Below are 14,860 nucleotides of genomic sequence, written 5' to 3'. Positions count from 1 at the left end.
AATTGTCGGCAAAGATCCCTTCAATGCGGCCTTGGCGGCGCGACGGCCGGGAATCACGAGGTCAGCGGGGCCCTGCCCCACAGCACCACGAGTTTCCGGGGGGACCAGTTGCGTACCAGAGCGGCCGTCATCAGCACGGGGGTGCTCGCCCTCGTCGTGTCGGGACCGGCGGCATGGGCCGACGACCTCGACCTCGACCCGGGTACCGCCAGTCCCGGCGAGACCGTCACCGTCTCCGGTGGTTGCGAGGCCAACAACAACAGCCGCGACACCTACGTGAGCGTCTCCGGCGCCGCCAGCGGCGGCGGCGCGGTGACCAGCGGCTACTTCAGCGTCGACGCCAAGGTCAAGAAGAACGAGCCGGGCCGGTACACCGTCACGGCCAAGTGCATCCCGTCCGGCTACTCCCAGACCGGCAAGGTCAAGGTCGTGAAGAAGAAGTCGCGCGGCCACGACAGCAATCCCAGCGGCTGGGCGACGACGGGCGGCGGCGGCGCCCAGGGGCCCGAGCTGCCCTGGACCGGCGCCGGCCTGGCCATGGTCGCCGGGGCCGCGGGCATCGGCGGGATCGTGCTGTTCCGGGCCCGGGCCCGTGGGCGAGCGTAACCGCGGCTACCTGATCGCCGGCGGTCTCGCCGTCCTCGGCGCGCTGGCCATGGGCCAGGGCATGAGGGGCGGCGGCGGCGAGACGCACTACCGCGACCTCGGCGGCCCGCGGGCGCTCTGGAACATCCCGGCGGGCGCCGAGCTCGCCGTCTCGCCGCCCCGGCGGATCTCGATCCCCGACATCGGGCTGGACGCGGCGGTGATGAGGCTCGACAAGAAGGACGACGGCACGGTCCAGGTCCCGCCGTTCGACAAGTCGGGGCAGGTCGGCTGGTACCAGCGCGGCCCTGTGCCCGGCAGCCGGGGTTCGGCGGTGATGCTGGGGCACTACGACGACCTCGACGGGAAGGCCGTCTTCTACAGGCTCCACAAGGTCAAGCCGGGCACCGAGGTGCGGATCCGGCGGCACGACCGGAGCCAGGCGGTCTTCAGGGTGGACGCGGTCGAGCAGATCCACAAGTACGAGTTCCCCCGCAACCGGGTGTACGGCGACGTGCGCTACGCCGGGCTGCGCCTGGTGACCTGCGGCGGCTCCTACAACAAGGAGGAGCACTCCTACCGCGACAACATCATCGTCTACGCCCACCTCGTCGGGGCGGGATAGCCGGCGGACCCGGTGCTCAGGGCAACATCTGGAGGAGGTCCCATTCGTTCTCGGCGACGCGGCGGCCGAGGGCGGCGAGCTCGACGGAACGTTCGCCGCCGGTGAGATGGCGCTGGGCCTGCATCACGCAGATGACGGCCCAGCGCGCGACGCCGAACATCTCCCACCAGCGCAGCGCGACCCGGTCGACCTCGGTGCCGCCCGCGCGCTCGTACGCCTCGATCAGCTGCTCGTACGGGCCGAAGCCGCCGACCGGGTGCTCGGACCCGAACCGCCAGGCCTTCACGCACAACCAGCCGAGGTCCTCCAGCGGGTCGCCGAGGTGGGCCAGCTCCCAGTCGAGCACGGCGCGGATGCCGTCGGGGCCGATGATGAGGTTGCCGTTGCGGAAGTCGCCGTGCACGACGACGGACCGGTGCGCCGGCGGCCGGTTGCGGGCCAGCCAGCGCAGGGCGAACTCCAGCGCCGGGTGCGGCTCCCCGATGGAGTCGAGGACCGCTTTCCACGCCTCCAGCTGGTCGGTGCGTTCGAGCGCGGGGACGTCGGCGGCGGGGATGCGGTGGATCGCCGCCAGGGCCTCGCCGCACTGCGCGGCGAGGCGCGGCCGGACGTCCGCCAGCGCGGGATCGCGCAGGATGCGGCGCGGGATGGTCTGGCCCTCGACCCGTTCCATCACGACGAACTCGGCGCCGAGCGGCCCCTCGGGGCCCATCGCGGCGACCACCTCGGGGCTGGGCACGCCGGCAGCGGCGGCGGCGCGCATCAGCGCGGCCTCCTGCGTCAGGGCGTTGCTCGCCATCGCCCCCTGCGTCTCGAGGCGGAGGATGAGCGGATGGCTCTCCCCCGCCGCGGTGACCGCGTCGAACGCGCAGGTGACCCGGGACGCGCCGCCGCTGTCACGGCGCAGCCCGCGCACCCGCACGTCCGCGCCGTACCGCGCGGCGAGCACCTCGGTCAGCGGTCCGGTCAGCCGGTCGAGATCCACCGCGCACCCCTCGCATAAGTGACCACTTTCGCCCCATCCAAGCAGGGACCGTGCCGGTCGCGCGAGGACGGGGTCAGGTGCGGCCGTAGGAGTCTTCGAGGCGTTCGATGTCGTCCTCGTCGAACCGGCCGAACGCGATCTCCATGATGCGGACCGTCGTCGCCGACCTCGTGCCGAGGCGGTGCGTCTCACCGGCCCGGATGAGCACCCGGTCGCCGACCTCGGGATGGATCGTGCGGCCGGCCACCTCGAAGACCAGGCCCGGGTCGAGCGCCACCCACAACTCGTCGCGGTCGCGGTGGCGCTGGAGGCTGAGCCGCTGGCCCGGCTCGACGTGGATCAGCTTCACCGTCGAGGGCTCGTTGAGCGTGAACCGTTCGAAGCGGCCCCAGGGGCGCTCGTCGGTCACCACTGCGGGTTCGGTTCGAGGGGCGGACTGCACTGTCACCTCGGGAATCGTCATTTCCGGAACATCTCGAGAACACGGTCGGAGTACCCGGCGGCGGCCGGGAGGCCCTCCAGTATGAGGTCGGCGAGGCTGTCGACCACGGTCTCGCGCGGCACCTCGCCGACGTGGTCGAGCCACCAGTCGCCCGCGGTCTGCACCATGCCGATCACCGCGTGCGCCCAGACGTTGGCGCGGGTGCGGTCGGCCAGCTCGCCCTCGGCGATCATGACCTCGGCCAGCTCCCGGCTCAGGCCGCGGATCATCGTGCTCATGGCGCCGTGCGTGGCGGCGTCCTCGGCGCTGGCGCGGTGCATGAGGAACCGGTAGAGGTTGAGGTTCGCCGAGATCGTCGACAGGTAGGTGTCGATCGTCGACCGCACGCGCGCCCGCACCGAGGTGGCCCGGGAGAACTCGGCCCGGACGCCCTCGATCAGCTTGCGCGTGTGCCGCTCGGCCAGCGCCTGGTAGAGACCGCTCTTGTCGCCGAAGTGCCGGTAGAGGATCGGCTTGCTGATCCCCGCCTCGGCGGCGATGGAGGCCATCGAGGCGCCGGGGCCCTCGCGCTGGATGACGCGGTCGGCCGCCTCCAGCAGGGCACGGCGGCGGCCGGGGTCGCGCCCCGCCCCGGCCCGCGCCGTCCCCATGGTCGTCATGTGCAGAACCGTACGCCATCTCTGTGCGGTGCCCGGCATGCCGGTGGCCCATCTCACTGACGAAACGTCCAATACGGTCGTCCGCCGTGCGCGCAGGCCGGGAGGCCCCCGCCCGCGAGGGACGGGGGCTCGCTATCGACGCGGGTCAGCGCACCGGGAGGCCGGTGACGGTCCGCCCGATGACCAGCCGCTGGATCTCGCTGGTGCCCTCGAAAATGGTGAAGATCTTGGAGTCGCGGTGCATGCGCTCGACCGGGTACTCGCGGGTGTAGCCGTTGCCGCCGAGGATCTGGATGGCCTCCTCGGTGACGCGCACGGCGGCCTCGCTGGCCATCAGCTTGGCCATGGAGCCCTCGGCGCTGGTGAAGTCCTTGCCGTTCTTGGCCATCCAGGCGGCCCGCCACACCATCAGCCGCGCGGCGTCGACCTGGCACTTCATGTCGGCCAGCTTGAACGCGATGGCCTGGAAGTCACCGATCTTCTTGCCGAACTGCTCGCGCTCCTGGGCGTACTGGAGGGCGTAGTCGTAGGCGGCGCGGCCGACTCCGATGGCCATCGCGCCCACCGAGGGGCGGGTGGTCTCGAACGTCTTCATCGCGGCCTGGCCCTTGGAGCTCTTGCCCTCGCGGGTGCGCGCGATGCGCTCGTCGAACTTCTCCTTGCCGCCGACGATCAGGTGGCTCGGCACCCGCACGCCGTCCAGGATGACCTCGGCGGTGTGCGAGGCGCGGATGCCGTGCTTCTTGAACTTCTGGCCCTGCTTCAGCCCGGGCGTGCCGGCCGGGATGATGAAACTGGCCTGGCCCCGGCTGCCGAGGTCGGGGTAGACCGAGGCGACCACGACGTGAACGTCGGCGATGCCGCCGTTGGTGGCCCAGGTCTTGGTGCCGTTGATCACCCACTCGTCCTTGGCCTCGTCGTAGGCCGCACGGGTGCGGATCGAGCCCACGTCGCTGCCGGCGTCCGGCTCGGACGCGCAGAAGGCGCCCAGCTTCACGTCGTCGGTGGTGCCGAACATCTGGGGCACCCACTCGGCGATCTGGTCGGGAGTCCCCACGGCGGCGATCGAGGCGGCGGCCAGGCCGGTGCCGACGATCGACAGCGCGATCCCGGCGTCACCCCAGAACAGTTCCTCGAACGCGACCGGGATGCCGAGCCCGGTGGGCTCGAGCCACTGGGTGGCAAAGAAGTCGAGGGAGTAGAGGCCCACCTTGGAGGCCTCCTGGATCAGCGGCCAAGGGGTCTCCTCGCGCTCGTCCCACTCCTCGGCGGCGGGACGCACGACGTCCTTGGCGAACTCGTGCACCCACTGCTGGACTTCGCGGACGTCCTCGCTGAGCTCCAGCGAGAAAGGCGTCGCCGCGCTGCTCGTCATCGTTATTGACCCTTTCTCCAATATCGTCTGTTACCAACGGTAGCATCGGCTGGGGTTACCGGGGGTAACACGGTGGCCAGAGTCACAGAACGCGATGAAAAGCCGTCCCGGCTTAGCACCGGCGGAGCATCCGCGGAGGCGCGTCTCAGCCGCTGCGGTCCTTGATCGCGACCATCGTCACCGGCTGCCGGCCGGGCAGGTCGAACGTGCCCGCGCCGTGGAACTCGCGGTAGGCCGCCGCCGCGTCGAACTGCGTCGCCAGGAACACGCTCTTGGTGTCGTCGTCGTTGGTCATCGACGCCGCCCAGCAGGGCGTCCCCTCCGGCGCCCCGGTCTCCTCCAGCGTGGCGACGAGGTCGCCCCGCCCGCCCGGTTCGCCGTACAGCCGCACCGTCATATGAACCTCCCTCACGTTCTGAGGGACACTGTGATCACTCCAGCGAAGCTTGTCCATGGAAAGGTGGCCGGGCGGGGGCTGGAGGACGGTCAGAGGTTGTGGCGCGGGGCAAGGGGCTCGCGGAATCCGAGCACCGCCTCGATCATCTGGACGGCGGCGACCGCGGCCCGCACGTCGTGCACGCGCACGATCCGGGCGCCCTCCAGAACGCACGCCGCCAGCACCGCGATCGTGCCCTCCAGCCGGTCGTGCTGCGGCCGGTCCTGGATCTCGCCGATGAAGTCCTTGTTGGAGACCGCGACGAGCAGCGGGTAGCCGATGGCGGCGATCTCGCGCAGCCGCCGGGTGATCTCCAGCGAGTGGTAGGTGTTCTTGTTGAGGTCGTGCCCGGGGTCGATGACGATGTTGTCCGGGCCGACGCCCGCCTCGAGCGCCCTGTCCACCCGGTCGCGCAGGAACGCGGCCACCTCGCCGACCACGTCGCCGTACTCCGGTCGCGGGTGCTCCACCCGCGGACCGGCCAGGCTGTGCGTCACCACCAGGCCCGCCCCGGCCTTGGCGACCACGGGCGCGAGCTCGGGGTCCTTGAGCCCGCTGGTGTCGTTGACGACGTCGGCGCCCGCCTCCAGGGCCGCCGCGGCGACCTCCGCGCGGAACGTGTCGACCGAGATCACCGCGTCGGTCGCGGCCCGCGCCGCCCCGATCACCGGCGCCACCCGGTCGATCTCCTCGGCGACCGGGATCGCCGGGCCCTTGCCGAACGGCATGCCGCCGATGTCGAGCCAGTCGGCGCCGTCGGCGACGGCGCGCTCGGCCGCCTCGACCGCCTTGGCGAGCTGGAACGTGGCGCCCTTGTCGTGGAACGAGTCGGGCGTGCGGTTGATGATCGCCATGACCGCGACGCGGCGCGAGAAGTCGAACCGGCGGGCGCCGATGGTGCGATCCGGCCGGATCAGCTCAGGCAGGAATCCCGCGCTCTGTTCGTTCCGCGTCATGGACACGTCCTCCTCGATGCCCGGAGCCGGGCGACGGCGAGTTCCCAGTCAAGCACGCCCCGAGACCAGGCCGTGCTCAAGCCTCGGCGGGTTGCTGGCCGCCCTCACCTCCAGGTGAGGGCGGCTCGGGGCGTTCGGGAGGCGGCGGGCGCTCAGGGGGAGGCGCCTGGGGCGGGACCGGCGGAACGGGCGGGACCGGCGGAACGGGCGGGACGGGAGACGGCGGGATCGGAGGCGGCGGGGCGGGCGGAGTGTGCCGGGCGATCGACCGGCGGATCGCGCGGTCACGGCGACGGGCCCGCGGGCCGCGGCGCACCGGCAGCCGTCGCGAGAACGGGCTCAGCGTGCGGGTCACGCGGCGGATCAGCGTGACCGCCAGCGTGAACGAGGCGATCATGAGCGTCAGCATGGTCAGCGCGAAGAGCCAGCCGAAGTCCTGGAACACCTTGTCGGGCTCGCGGCCGAGGGTCTGGCTGAGCACAGCCTTCAGCGCCTCCTGGAGGCTCAGCACCATCGCCACGGTGCCGACCGAGGCGCCGACCAGGCCGCCCGTCCAGGCCGAAAGCGTGTCCAGGCGTTCCTGGAACCACGCCAGGTTGGCCCGCACCTGCCGTTCGAGGTCGCCCAGGTCGCGGATCAGGATCTCGCTGCTGTTGTGCACCCGGATGGGCTCGATGAGCTGCCCGATGCGGTCGTGCAGGACGTAGTCGTCGGTGGTGCTGGCCACCATGTGCTGCCAGCGTTCGAGCTGGTAGCGGGTGACGGTGAGGCGCTCGGTGAGCACCCGCTGGGTGTCGCGCTGGACGCAGCGCAGCACCGCCCGGCGCAGGCCGAGCGCCTCGAGCAGCTGGGTGCGGTCCGGGTCGATGACGTCCATCTCGGCGTCGCAGTCGCCCGCGGGCACCAGTGTGAGCGCCTGGTTCTCCGACAGGTACCAGCGGTCCAGCGTCTCCCGGCCGAGCGTGATCGGCACCGCGCGGATGTCGGTCCGGTCGGGGTACATGAGGTAGTCGATGGTGCGCTGCCACTCCCCCTCGGTCTCCATGCCCTGGAAGAGGGGGCTCAGCCGCGGGTTGACGATCTCGAACTGGACGCCGAAGCTGCCCGGGAACGGGTAGTTGATGAGCCCCTCGTCGTACATCTCGTGCAGCCGGTCGCATCCCTGGAGGCCTTCGAGGGCCCACAACGCGACCTTGGCCGGGTCCACCTCGCCGTGGACGCGCTCGTAGAGGTCGAAGAAGACCCAGTTCATCAGGCAGCGGACGTTGCCCTCGACGGTCTGGTCCGGGGAGACGTGCCAGCGCAGCGGATAGCCGGTGATCCACATGGCCCGTTCCAGCTGGCCGAGGACCTCGGCGGTGACGCGGCCGCCGTAGTCGAGCCACGCGGACCGTAGGGTGGGCCTGATGACCATGAATCCGGAGGCGTGCACCAGCAGGTGGACCGACACCTCGCCGCCGACCGGCCGGTCGCCGCTGCGCAGCCGCAACATCCCGTCGAACTCGATGGGCGGCAGCCGGTACCGGGCCACGTGCCCGAGCCGCAGGGTCTGGATGTCGAAGAACGCCTGGGCGTCGACGTCGAGGAGCCGCCCCCGGCCGTCACTTCCCGCGATAAGAAGGTCACGTGGCGCGATGTCGGCCAGATCACCGAGGTCGTACGTGCGGATCCAGCTAATCGTCCAGTCAGGGGGTATCTGACCCGCAATGCTCACTATCGCGATCGTAGCCCACAACGAGGAGCCCTATGTAGAGAATGCGATCAGGCAGGCGAGGGAGGCCGCCGACGCCGCCACGCGCGTCGTGGTCGTCGACAGCGCCTCGACCGACGGGACCGCCGCCCGCGCACGTTCCGCGGGATGCGAGGTGCTGCCCGCGCCGCTCGGAAAGGGCGCCGCCATGAAGGCGGTGGCCCGCGCCACCCGTACGCCCTGGTTGTGTTTTCTGGACGCCGACATCGTGGAGAACGGCCGCAACATTCCCCTGACCCTGCGCCGCGGAATCGAAACGGCGCCGGAATCGGCGGTCATGGTCGTCGCCGATTTCGACGACCCGCCGCCCAAGCCCATTCTCAGCGCGACGATCGCCGTCTACGGCCCGCTGGTCGCGGCGCTCGTGCCCGAGGCGTCCGGCCTGTTCGGCGGCCGGCCGCTGAGCGGGTTCCGCGCGATCCGGCCGGAGATCCTCGGCGACGACGCGCCGCCCGACTTCGGGATCGAGGCCTACCTCAACCTGTCCGCCGTGCTGTCCGGCCGGCCCGTCACCCTCACCCACATCGGGCTCTTCACCCAGCGGTTCCGCTACAAGGGCGACATGGGCGGGGAGATCTCCCGCGCGATCCTCGACGTCGCCGAGGCGCACGGGCGGCTCGACCCGGAGGTCCGCCCGGAGTGGGACGCCTGGACCGAGCGGGTCCTGAAGGTCATCCGCACCTACCGCGGCGACCTCTCCGAACGGGAGGACTACCTGGCGCGGCTGCACGCCGTGATGAAGGAGCCGCTGCCGCCCCGCAAACCCTGACCCGCGCGACGGCGGGCCGCCGGCCGCTCCCTCACTCCACCGCGGCGTGCTTGTCGAGGAAGGCGTAGACGTCGGCCTCGTCGACGCCGGGGAAGGCGCCGGGCGGGAGCACCGACAGGACGTGCGAGTGCGCGCGGGCCGACGGCCACGCCATGCCCTCCCACCGGTCGGCCAGATCCTGCGGCGGGCGCTGGCAGCAGTCGCCGTCCGGGCAGGCCGACTTGACCCGGTTGGTGGTCTCCCGGCCGCGGAACCAGCGCGAGTCCTCGAACCGCACGCCCAGCGTGATGGCGAAGTCGCGCTCGTGCGACGGGTCGATGTGCGACAGGCACCAGTACGTGCCCTTGGGGGTGTCGGTGTACTGGTAGTAGACCGAGAAGCGGTCCTCGGTGTTGAAGACGTGCCGTCCGGCCCACTCGCGGCACATCCGCTGGCCCTCGATCGCCCCGTCCTCGTCCTGCGGGAACAGCAGGCCGTCGTTGGCGTAGGCCTTGTAGATGGTGCCGTTCTCGTCGTTCTTGGTGAAGTGCAGGCTCAGGTCGAGGTGGTGCGTGGCGACGTTGGTGAACCGGTGCGCGGCCATCTCGTACGACACGGAGAAGACGTCGGCCAGGTCCTCCACCGACAGCTCGCGCGCCGCCTTGGCCTCCTGGAGGTAGGGGGCGACGGAACGTTCGGGCATCAGGATCGCGGCGCCGAAGTAGTTGGCCTCGACCCGCTGGCGCAGGAAGTCGGCGAAGTCGCGGGGCTGGTCGTGGTCGAGCGCGATGTGCCCGAGCGTCTGCAGCAGGATGGTCCGCGGCGTGTGCATCCCGAGCTGCTCGCGCTCGAGGTAGATCCGCCGGTTGCGCAGGTCGGTGACCGACCGGACCGACCGCGGCAGGTCCTGCACGTACTGCAGGGTGAAGCCGAAGTGGCCGACCAGCGTCATCAGCATGCTCTGCGAGACCGGGCCGCTGCGGTAGCCGACGGCGTCGAGCGTCTGCGCGGCGACCGACTCGATCTCACCGAAGTAGTTGCCGCGCTCGCGCATCTTCTGGCGCAGCGCGGCGTTGGCCTTGCGGGCCTCCTCCGGGCTGGCGGTCGGCTTGGTGCGGCTGCGCCGCAGCTCGCCGTAGAGGGCGAGGATGTGCTCGATCACCTCGTTCGGCATGCGCTTGCTGACCTTGAGGTGCCCGAGGCCGAGCGTCCGGTAGAGCGGGTCGCGCTGGGCCTCCTCCAGGGCGATCTCCAGCTGGGCCCGGCGGCTGGGCGGCTGGCGCCGCAGCAGTTCTTCCACCGGGACCTCGAGCGCGTTCGCCAGCGTCTGGAGGAGCGAGAGCTTGGGCTCGCGCCGGCCGTTCTCCAGCAGCGAGAGCTGGGACGGAGCCCGGCCCACCTTCTCCCCGAGGTCCGACAACGTCATCCCCCGACTGCGCCGCAGGTGCCGCAGGCGCTGGCCGAAGGTGACGAGATCTACGTCACTCGTCAAGTTGAGGGGTTCTTCTGGGCGCAAGGTCGTCACGGCTTCATGATAGCGGAAATTTCGACAATCTTTCGTTACCCGCGAGTTCATTAAGGGCTTGAACCCGGGGCAGACTCATGCCCAAGCACCCAGGGGACGACACAGAAGGGCAAAACGATGAGCGACAGTCGCCTCAAGGGCGCAGCCGACGAGCTGCAGCGTCAGTGGGAGACCGACGAGCGCTGGAAGGGCATCGAGCGGACCTACACCGCCGAGGACGTCGTCCGGCTGCGCGGTTCGGTCCAGGAAGAGGCCACCCTCGCCCGGCTCGGCGCCGAGCGCCTGTGGAAGCTGCTCCACGAGGAGGACTACGTCCACTCGCTCGGCGCGCTGACCGGCATGCAGGCCGTCCAGCAGGTCAAGGCGGGCCTCAAGGCCATCTACCTGTCGGGCTGGCAGGTCGCCGCCGACGCCAACCTGGCCGGCCAGACCTACCCCGACCAGAGCATCTACCCGGCCAACTCGGTGCCGCAGGTGGTCCGCCGCATCAACAACGCCCTGCTGCGCGCCGACCAGGTGCAGTGGTCCGAGGGTGAGGGCGACACGCACTACCTCGCCCCGATCGTGGCCGACGCCGAGGCCGGCTTCGGCGGCGTGCTCAACGCCTTCGAGCTCATGAAGGGCATGATCGCCGCCGGTGCGGCGGGCGTGCACTGGGAGGACCAGCTGGCCTCCGAGAAGAAGTGCGGCCACCTGGGCGGCAAGGTCCTCATCCCGACCTCGCAGCACATCAAGACCCTCAACACCGCCCGCCTCGCGGCGGACATCTCCAACGTCTCCTCCCTGATCATCGCGCGGACCGACGCCGAGGCCGCGACCCTGATCACGACGGACGTGGACGAGCGCGACCGCGAGTTCACCACCGGCGAGCGGACCGCCGAGGGCTTCTACCGGGTGCGCAACGGCATCGAGCCCTGCATCGCCCGCGCCAAGGCCTACGCGCCGTACTCCGACCTCATCTGGATGGAGACCGGCACCCCGGACCTGGAGCAGGCCCGCAAGTTCGCCGAGGCCGTCAAGGCCGAGTACCCGGACCAGATGCTGGCCTACAACTGCTCGCCCTCGTTCAACTGGAAGAAGCACCTGGACGACGCGACCATCGCCAAGTTCCAGCGCGAGCTCGGCCACATGGGCTTCAAGTTCCAGTTCATCACGCTGGCGGGCTTCCACTCGCTCAACAGCGGCATGTTCGACCTGGCCCACGGTTACGCCCGCGAGGGCATGACCGCCTACGTCGAACTGCAGGAGCGCGAGTTCGCGGCGGCCGAGCGCGGCTTCACCGCGGTCAAGCACCAGCGCGAGGCCGGCACCGGCTACTTCGACCTGGTCAGCACCGCGATCGCCCCGGACTCGTCCACCACGGCACTCAAGGGCTCCACCGAAGAGGGCCAGTTCCACTGATCCTCTGATCCGCGGTCGTCCCCGGCCCCGATCCCGAGAAGGCCCCTCCGGTCCTACACCCCGGAGGGGCCTTCTCGTGCGCCCGGGGCTCCCGCCGGGTGACACGGCCACATGCGGCACATCTATCGACATATCTCCCTAGCGGGATGAATGTGGACGGGCTGTCGATCACTCAAGGGAGAGGATCAAGAAGATGGCCTTGCGTCACCCCAAGCAGGCCGGCCCGCGCCGGATCCCGGGGCGCGTGCTCCCCCTGGCCCTCGCCGCCGTCAGCGTCGTCGCCCTCACGCCGGCGGCATCGGCCTCCGCCGGGCGCACCCGGTACGCCCCGGGCGCGGACGGCGTCGGCGACGAGTACTTCCCGCTGGAGGGCAACGGCGGGTACGACGCCCTGCACTACGACCTGAACCTCGCCTACGATCCCGCCTTCGACCAGCTCGACGGGGTCGTGACGCTCACCGCCCGCGCCACCCAGAACCTGTCCGCCTTCAACCTCGACCTGTCCGGCATGGACGTGGAACGGGTGAGCGTGGACCGCCACAGGGCCTCGTACAAGAGGCGCGGCCAGGAGCTGACCATCACGCCCCGCAAGGGCATCCGGAAGGGCGCCACGTTCCGGGTGGGCATCACCTACGGCGGCGTGCCGCAGACCATCGTGGGCTCGCCGATCGTCTTCGGCTCGCCGTACGGGTTCCTGCACACGCCCGACGGCGCGTTCGTCGGCGGCGAGCCCAACGGCGCCTCGACCTGGTTCCCGGTCAACGACCACCCGAGCGACAAGGCGACCTACGACTACACCATCACCGTGCCCAAGGGGCTCGGCGCCGTCACCAACGGCGTCCTGAGGAGCCAGAAGGACCGGGCCGCGACGTTCAGCCGCCGCGCCGCCGCCGCCCAGGCGACGGTCTTCCAGTGGCACGAGGACAGCCCGATGGCGTCGTACCTCACCACCCTCGACATCGGGAAGTGGCAGGTGAAGACGGGCCGGACGCCGCTCGGCACGCCCAACTACACCGCCGTCGACCCGGTGCTGCTGGCCTCCCAGCCGAACGCGGTGGACTTCTTCTTCGACACCACCAACGAGGCCACCGACCTGTGGACCAGGACCTGGGGCCCGTACCCGTTCAACACCGCCGGCGCCATCGCCGACGACGCGCGCTTCAACGACCAGCCGCTGGGCTTCTCGCTGGAGACCCAGGGCAAGCCCGTCTACTCGGCGGTCCGCGACACCACCACCATCGCGCACGAGATGGCGCACATGTGGTTCGGCGACAGCGTCAGCCCGAAGCGGTGGAAGGACATCTGGCTCAACGAGAGCTTCGCGACCTGGTCGCACCAGTGGTGGAACGAGCGCCACGGCGGCGCCACGGTCGCCGCCGCGGCCCGCGCGACCTACAACGGCCGGGCGTTCCCCGACCCGGCGGGCAGCCCCTGGTGGTCGGTCGTCATCGCCGACCCCAAGCGCGACACCATGTTCAACAACCGCGTCTACAACGGCGGCGCGATGGTGCTGCAGTTCCTGCGCGAGCGGATCGGCGACGAGCGGTTCTTCACGCTGCTGCGCACCTGGGTGGCGCGCAACGCCGACAAGAACGTGACCACCGAGCAGTTCGTCGCGCTCGCCGGCGAGGTGTCGGGGCAGGACCTGACCGCGTTCTTCCAGACCTGGATCTACTCCCCCGGCAAGCCCCCGCTCCCGTAGCAGGGCGGTCGGCGGGCCCGCTCTGTGGAGGAGTCCATGGAGCGGGCCCGTCCCGTTCCGTATGATTCCGGTAAGTGGGGGTCTATCCGTGGGTCGCGTGGTACGCGTTCCGGCGGTACACCGCCTACCCCCTCAGCTCCGCCGCCGAAGCGGTCACCAACACCGTCTTCGGCTTCATGCGGGCCTACGTCCTCATCGCCCTCTGGGCCGCCCGTCCCGCGCTCGGCGGGTACGACGCGGCGGACGCGGTGACGTTCTGCTTCCTCACCCAGGCCCTGATCGGGCCGGTGCAGATCTTCCGCGGGCTGGAGCTCGCCGACCGCATCCGCACCGGCGACGTGGCGATCGACCTCTACCGCCCGGCGGGCCTCCAGGTCTGGTGGTTGTCGGACGATCTCGGGCGGGCCTCGGCGGAGCTGCTGATGCGCGCCTCCCTCCCGCTGGTCGCGGGCGCGCTGGTGTTCCCGCTGCGCGGCGCCGGACCGGCCGTGCTCGCCGCGTTCGCGGTCTCGGTGGTGCTCGCGGTGCTGGTCAGCTTCGCGATCCGCTACCTGACCGCGCTCGGGGTGTTCTGGCTGCGCGACGACCGCGGCCTGCAGGCCCTCGCGCTGGTGATGTCGCTGTTCTTCTCCGGCATGATCCTCCCGCTGGTGGTCTTCCCCGGCGGGCTCGGCACCCTGGCCGGCCTGCTGCCGTGGGCGGCCCTCATCCAGGTGCCGGCCGACGTCTACCTCGCCAAGCGGACCGGGGCCGACCTGATCGCGGCGCTGGGCTTCCAGGCCGGGTGGGCGGTCGTCCTGCTGGCCGCCGGGGCTCTCCTCACCCGCGCGGCCCGGCGGAAGCTGGTGATCCACGGTGGCTGAGCAGCGGGCCGTCCGGATGTACGGGCTCCTCGCCTGGACGTGGATCCGGGCGGCGGCGCAGCAGCCGGTGTCGCTGGTGCTGCTCACCCTGGCGACCGCGATCGTGGGGGCGCTCGACATGGCCGCGATCCTGGTGATGTTCGCGCGCGCCCCGCGCATCGCCGGCTTCGAGGCGCCCGAGGTGCTGTTCCTGTACGGGACGTCGGCGTTGTCGTTCGCGGTCGCGGACTCGCTGTTCGGCACGACCGAGCGGCTGGGCAGGCACATCAGGGAGGGCACGCTCGACACGATGCTGGTGCGCCCGGTGAGCCCGCTGATCCAGATCGCCACCGAGGACTTCTCACCGCGGCGGGTCGGCCGGGTGGTCACGCCCACCGGCGTGCTCCTGCTGGTGGTTCCGCGGCTCGACGTGGACTGGACCCCGGGGCGGGTGGCGATGGTCCCGGCGATGGTGCTGACCGGGGTCGCGATCTTCGCCGGGTTGTGGGTGCTCACGGCGTCGGTGCAGTTCGTGCTGATCGACGGGCACGGCGCCACCAAGTCGGTGACCTACGGCGGGGCCTTCCTGACGCAGTACCCGCTCAGCATGTTCGGCCGCGAGTTCGTCCGCGGGGTGACCTTCGTCGTGCCGCTGGCGTTCGTGAACTGGCAGCCCGCGCTGTACGTCCTGGACCGGGCCGACCCGATCGGCCTGCCCTGGGGGCTGCGCTTCGCCGCCCCCGTGGTGGCCGCCGCGCTCTGCGCGCTGGCCGCGGTCGCGTGGCGGGCGGGGCTGCGCCACTACCGGTCCACCGGGAGCTGAGGAGGA

Annotated in this window: 15 protein-coding genes; 7 read left to right on the top strand and 8 right to left on the bottom strand. The window is 70.9% G+C overall.

The annotated features are described in order from the left end of the window. Nucleotides 1–108 precede the first annotated feature (108 nt). Entirely contained in the window at nucleotides 109–606 is a 498-nt protein-coding gene (locus ABZ810_RS34170) for a hypothetical protein (protein WP_358410312.1), read from the top strand. Then, a complete protein-coding gene (locus ABZ810_RS34165; protein ID WP_358410310.1) occupies nucleotides 593–1,210 on the top strand; it encodes a class F sortase in 618 nt (205 codons plus the stop codon). Before ABZ810_RS34170 ends, ABZ810_RS34165 begins: the two co-directional genes overlap by 14 nt. Nucleotides 1,211–1,226: 16 nt before the next feature. On the opposite strand, the gene ABZ810_RS34160 is transcribed toward ABZ810_RS34165, so the two are convergent. From ABZ810_RS34160 to ABZ810_RS34130, 7 genes are all read right to left on the bottom strand, one after another. Next, entirely contained in the window at nucleotides 1,227–2,195 is a 969-nt protein-coding gene (locus ABZ810_RS34160) for a phosphotransferase family protein (protein ID WP_358410308.1), read from the bottom strand. Nucleotides 2,196–2,268: 73 nt separating this feature from the next. Then, entirely contained in the window at nucleotides 2,269–2,604 is a 336-nt protein-coding gene (locus ABZ810_RS34155) for a phosphomannose isomerase type II C-terminal cupin domain (protein ID WP_358410306.1), read from the bottom strand. Nucleotides 2,605–2,654: 50 nt separating this feature from the next. Further along, nucleotides 2,655–3,296 carry a TetR/AcrR family transcriptional regulator gene (locus ABZ810_RS34150; RefSeq protein WP_358410304.1) on the bottom strand — a complete coding sequence of 214 codons (642 nt, stop codon included), beginning with the start codon at nucleotides 3,294–3,296 and terminating at the stop codon, nucleotides 2,655–2,657. A gap of 145 nt (nucleotides 3,297–3,441) precedes the next feature. Next, nucleotides 3,442–4,671 (bottom strand): acyl-CoA dehydrogenase family protein, encoded by a 1,230-nt coding sequence (locus ABZ810_RS34145; protein ID WP_358410303.1) that lies wholly within the window; start codon nucleotides 4,669–4,671, stop codon nucleotides 3,442–3,444. 145 nt (nucleotides 4,672–4,816) lie between these two features. Next, nucleotides 4,817–5,068, bottom strand: coding sequence for a hypothetical protein (locus tag ABZ810_RS34140; RefSeq protein ID WP_358410302.1), 252 nt, complete (start codon nucleotides 5,066–5,068; stop codon nucleotides 4,817–4,819). Between the two features lie 89 nt (nucleotides 5,069–5,157). Beyond that, nucleotides 5,158–6,063, bottom strand: a complete 906-nt coding sequence (gene folP / locus ABZ810_RS34135) for a dihydropteroate synthase (protein ID WP_358410301.1) — start codon at nucleotides 6,061–6,063, stop codon at nucleotides 5,158–5,160. A gap of 76 nt (nucleotides 6,064–6,139) precedes the next feature. Then, nucleotides 6,140–7,777: a hypothetical protein gene (locus tag ABZ810_RS34130; protein ID WP_358410299.1), complete on the bottom strand. Its 1,638-nt coding sequence runs from the start codon at nucleotides 7,775–7,777 to the stop codon at nucleotides 6,140–6,142. Here ABZ810_RS34130 and ABZ810_RS34125 point away from each other — a divergent pair. Next, the gene (locus ABZ810_RS34125; RefSeq protein ID WP_358410298.1) at nucleotides 7,770–8,582 is read left to right on the top strand and encodes a glycosyltransferase; all 813 of its coding nucleotides are present in this window, start codon (nucleotides 7,770–7,772) and stop codon (nucleotides 8,580–8,582) included. The two genes, ABZ810_RS34130 and ABZ810_RS34125, sit on opposite strands and share 8 nt — an antisense overlap. A 31-nt stretch (nucleotides 8,583–8,613) precedes the next feature. Here ABZ810_RS34125 and ABZ810_RS34120 read toward each other — a convergent pair whose 3' ends face one another. After that, nucleotides 8,614–10,053, bottom strand: coding sequence for a helix-turn-helix domain-containing protein (locus ABZ810_RS34120; protein WP_358410296.1), 1,440 nt, complete (start codon nucleotides 10,051–10,053; stop codon nucleotides 8,614–8,616). 150 nt (nucleotides 10,054–10,203) lie between these two features. Between ABZ810_RS34120 and aceA the strand changes: the two genes are divergently transcribed. The 4 genes from aceA (at nucleotide 10,204) to ABZ810_RS34100 (ending at nucleotide 14,854) form a co-directional block, all read left to right on the top strand. Then, nucleotides 10,204–11,487, top strand: a complete 1,284-nt coding sequence (aceA, locus tag ABZ810_RS34115; RefSeq protein WP_358410295.1) for an isocitrate lyase — start codon at nucleotides 10,204–10,206, stop codon at nucleotides 11,485–11,487. A gap of 193 nt (nucleotides 11,488–11,680) precedes the next feature. After that, nucleotides 11,681–13,189 (top strand): M1 family metallopeptidase, encoded by a 1,509-nt coding sequence (locus tag ABZ810_RS34110; RefSeq protein WP_358410294.1) that lies wholly within the window; start codon nucleotides 11,681–11,683, stop codon nucleotides 13,187–13,189. A gap of 74 nt (nucleotides 13,190–13,263) precedes the next feature. Next, the gene (locus tag ABZ810_RS34105; protein WP_358410292.1) at nucleotides 13,264–14,052 is read left to right on the top strand and encodes an ABC-2 family transporter protein; all 789 of its coding nucleotides are present in this window, start codon (nucleotides 13,264–13,266) and stop codon (nucleotides 14,050–14,052) included. Next, entirely contained in the window at nucleotides 14,045–14,854 is an 810-nt protein-coding gene (locus ABZ810_RS34100) for an ABC-2 family transporter protein (RefSeq protein ID WP_358410290.1), read from the top strand. The genes ABZ810_RS34105 and ABZ810_RS34100 overlap by 8 nt, the downstream gene beginning before the upstream one ends. Nucleotides 14,855–14,860 lie beyond the last annotated feature (6 nt).

This window comes from Spirillospora sp. NPDC047279, from assembly GCF_040643285.1.
Taxonomy (GTDB): Bacteria; Actinomycetota; Actinomycetes; order Streptosporangiales; family Streptosporangiaceae; genus Spirillospora.
The sequence above is the reverse complement of the archived record's forward strand: the minus strand, read 5'-3'. Positions and strand labels throughout refer to the sequence as shown.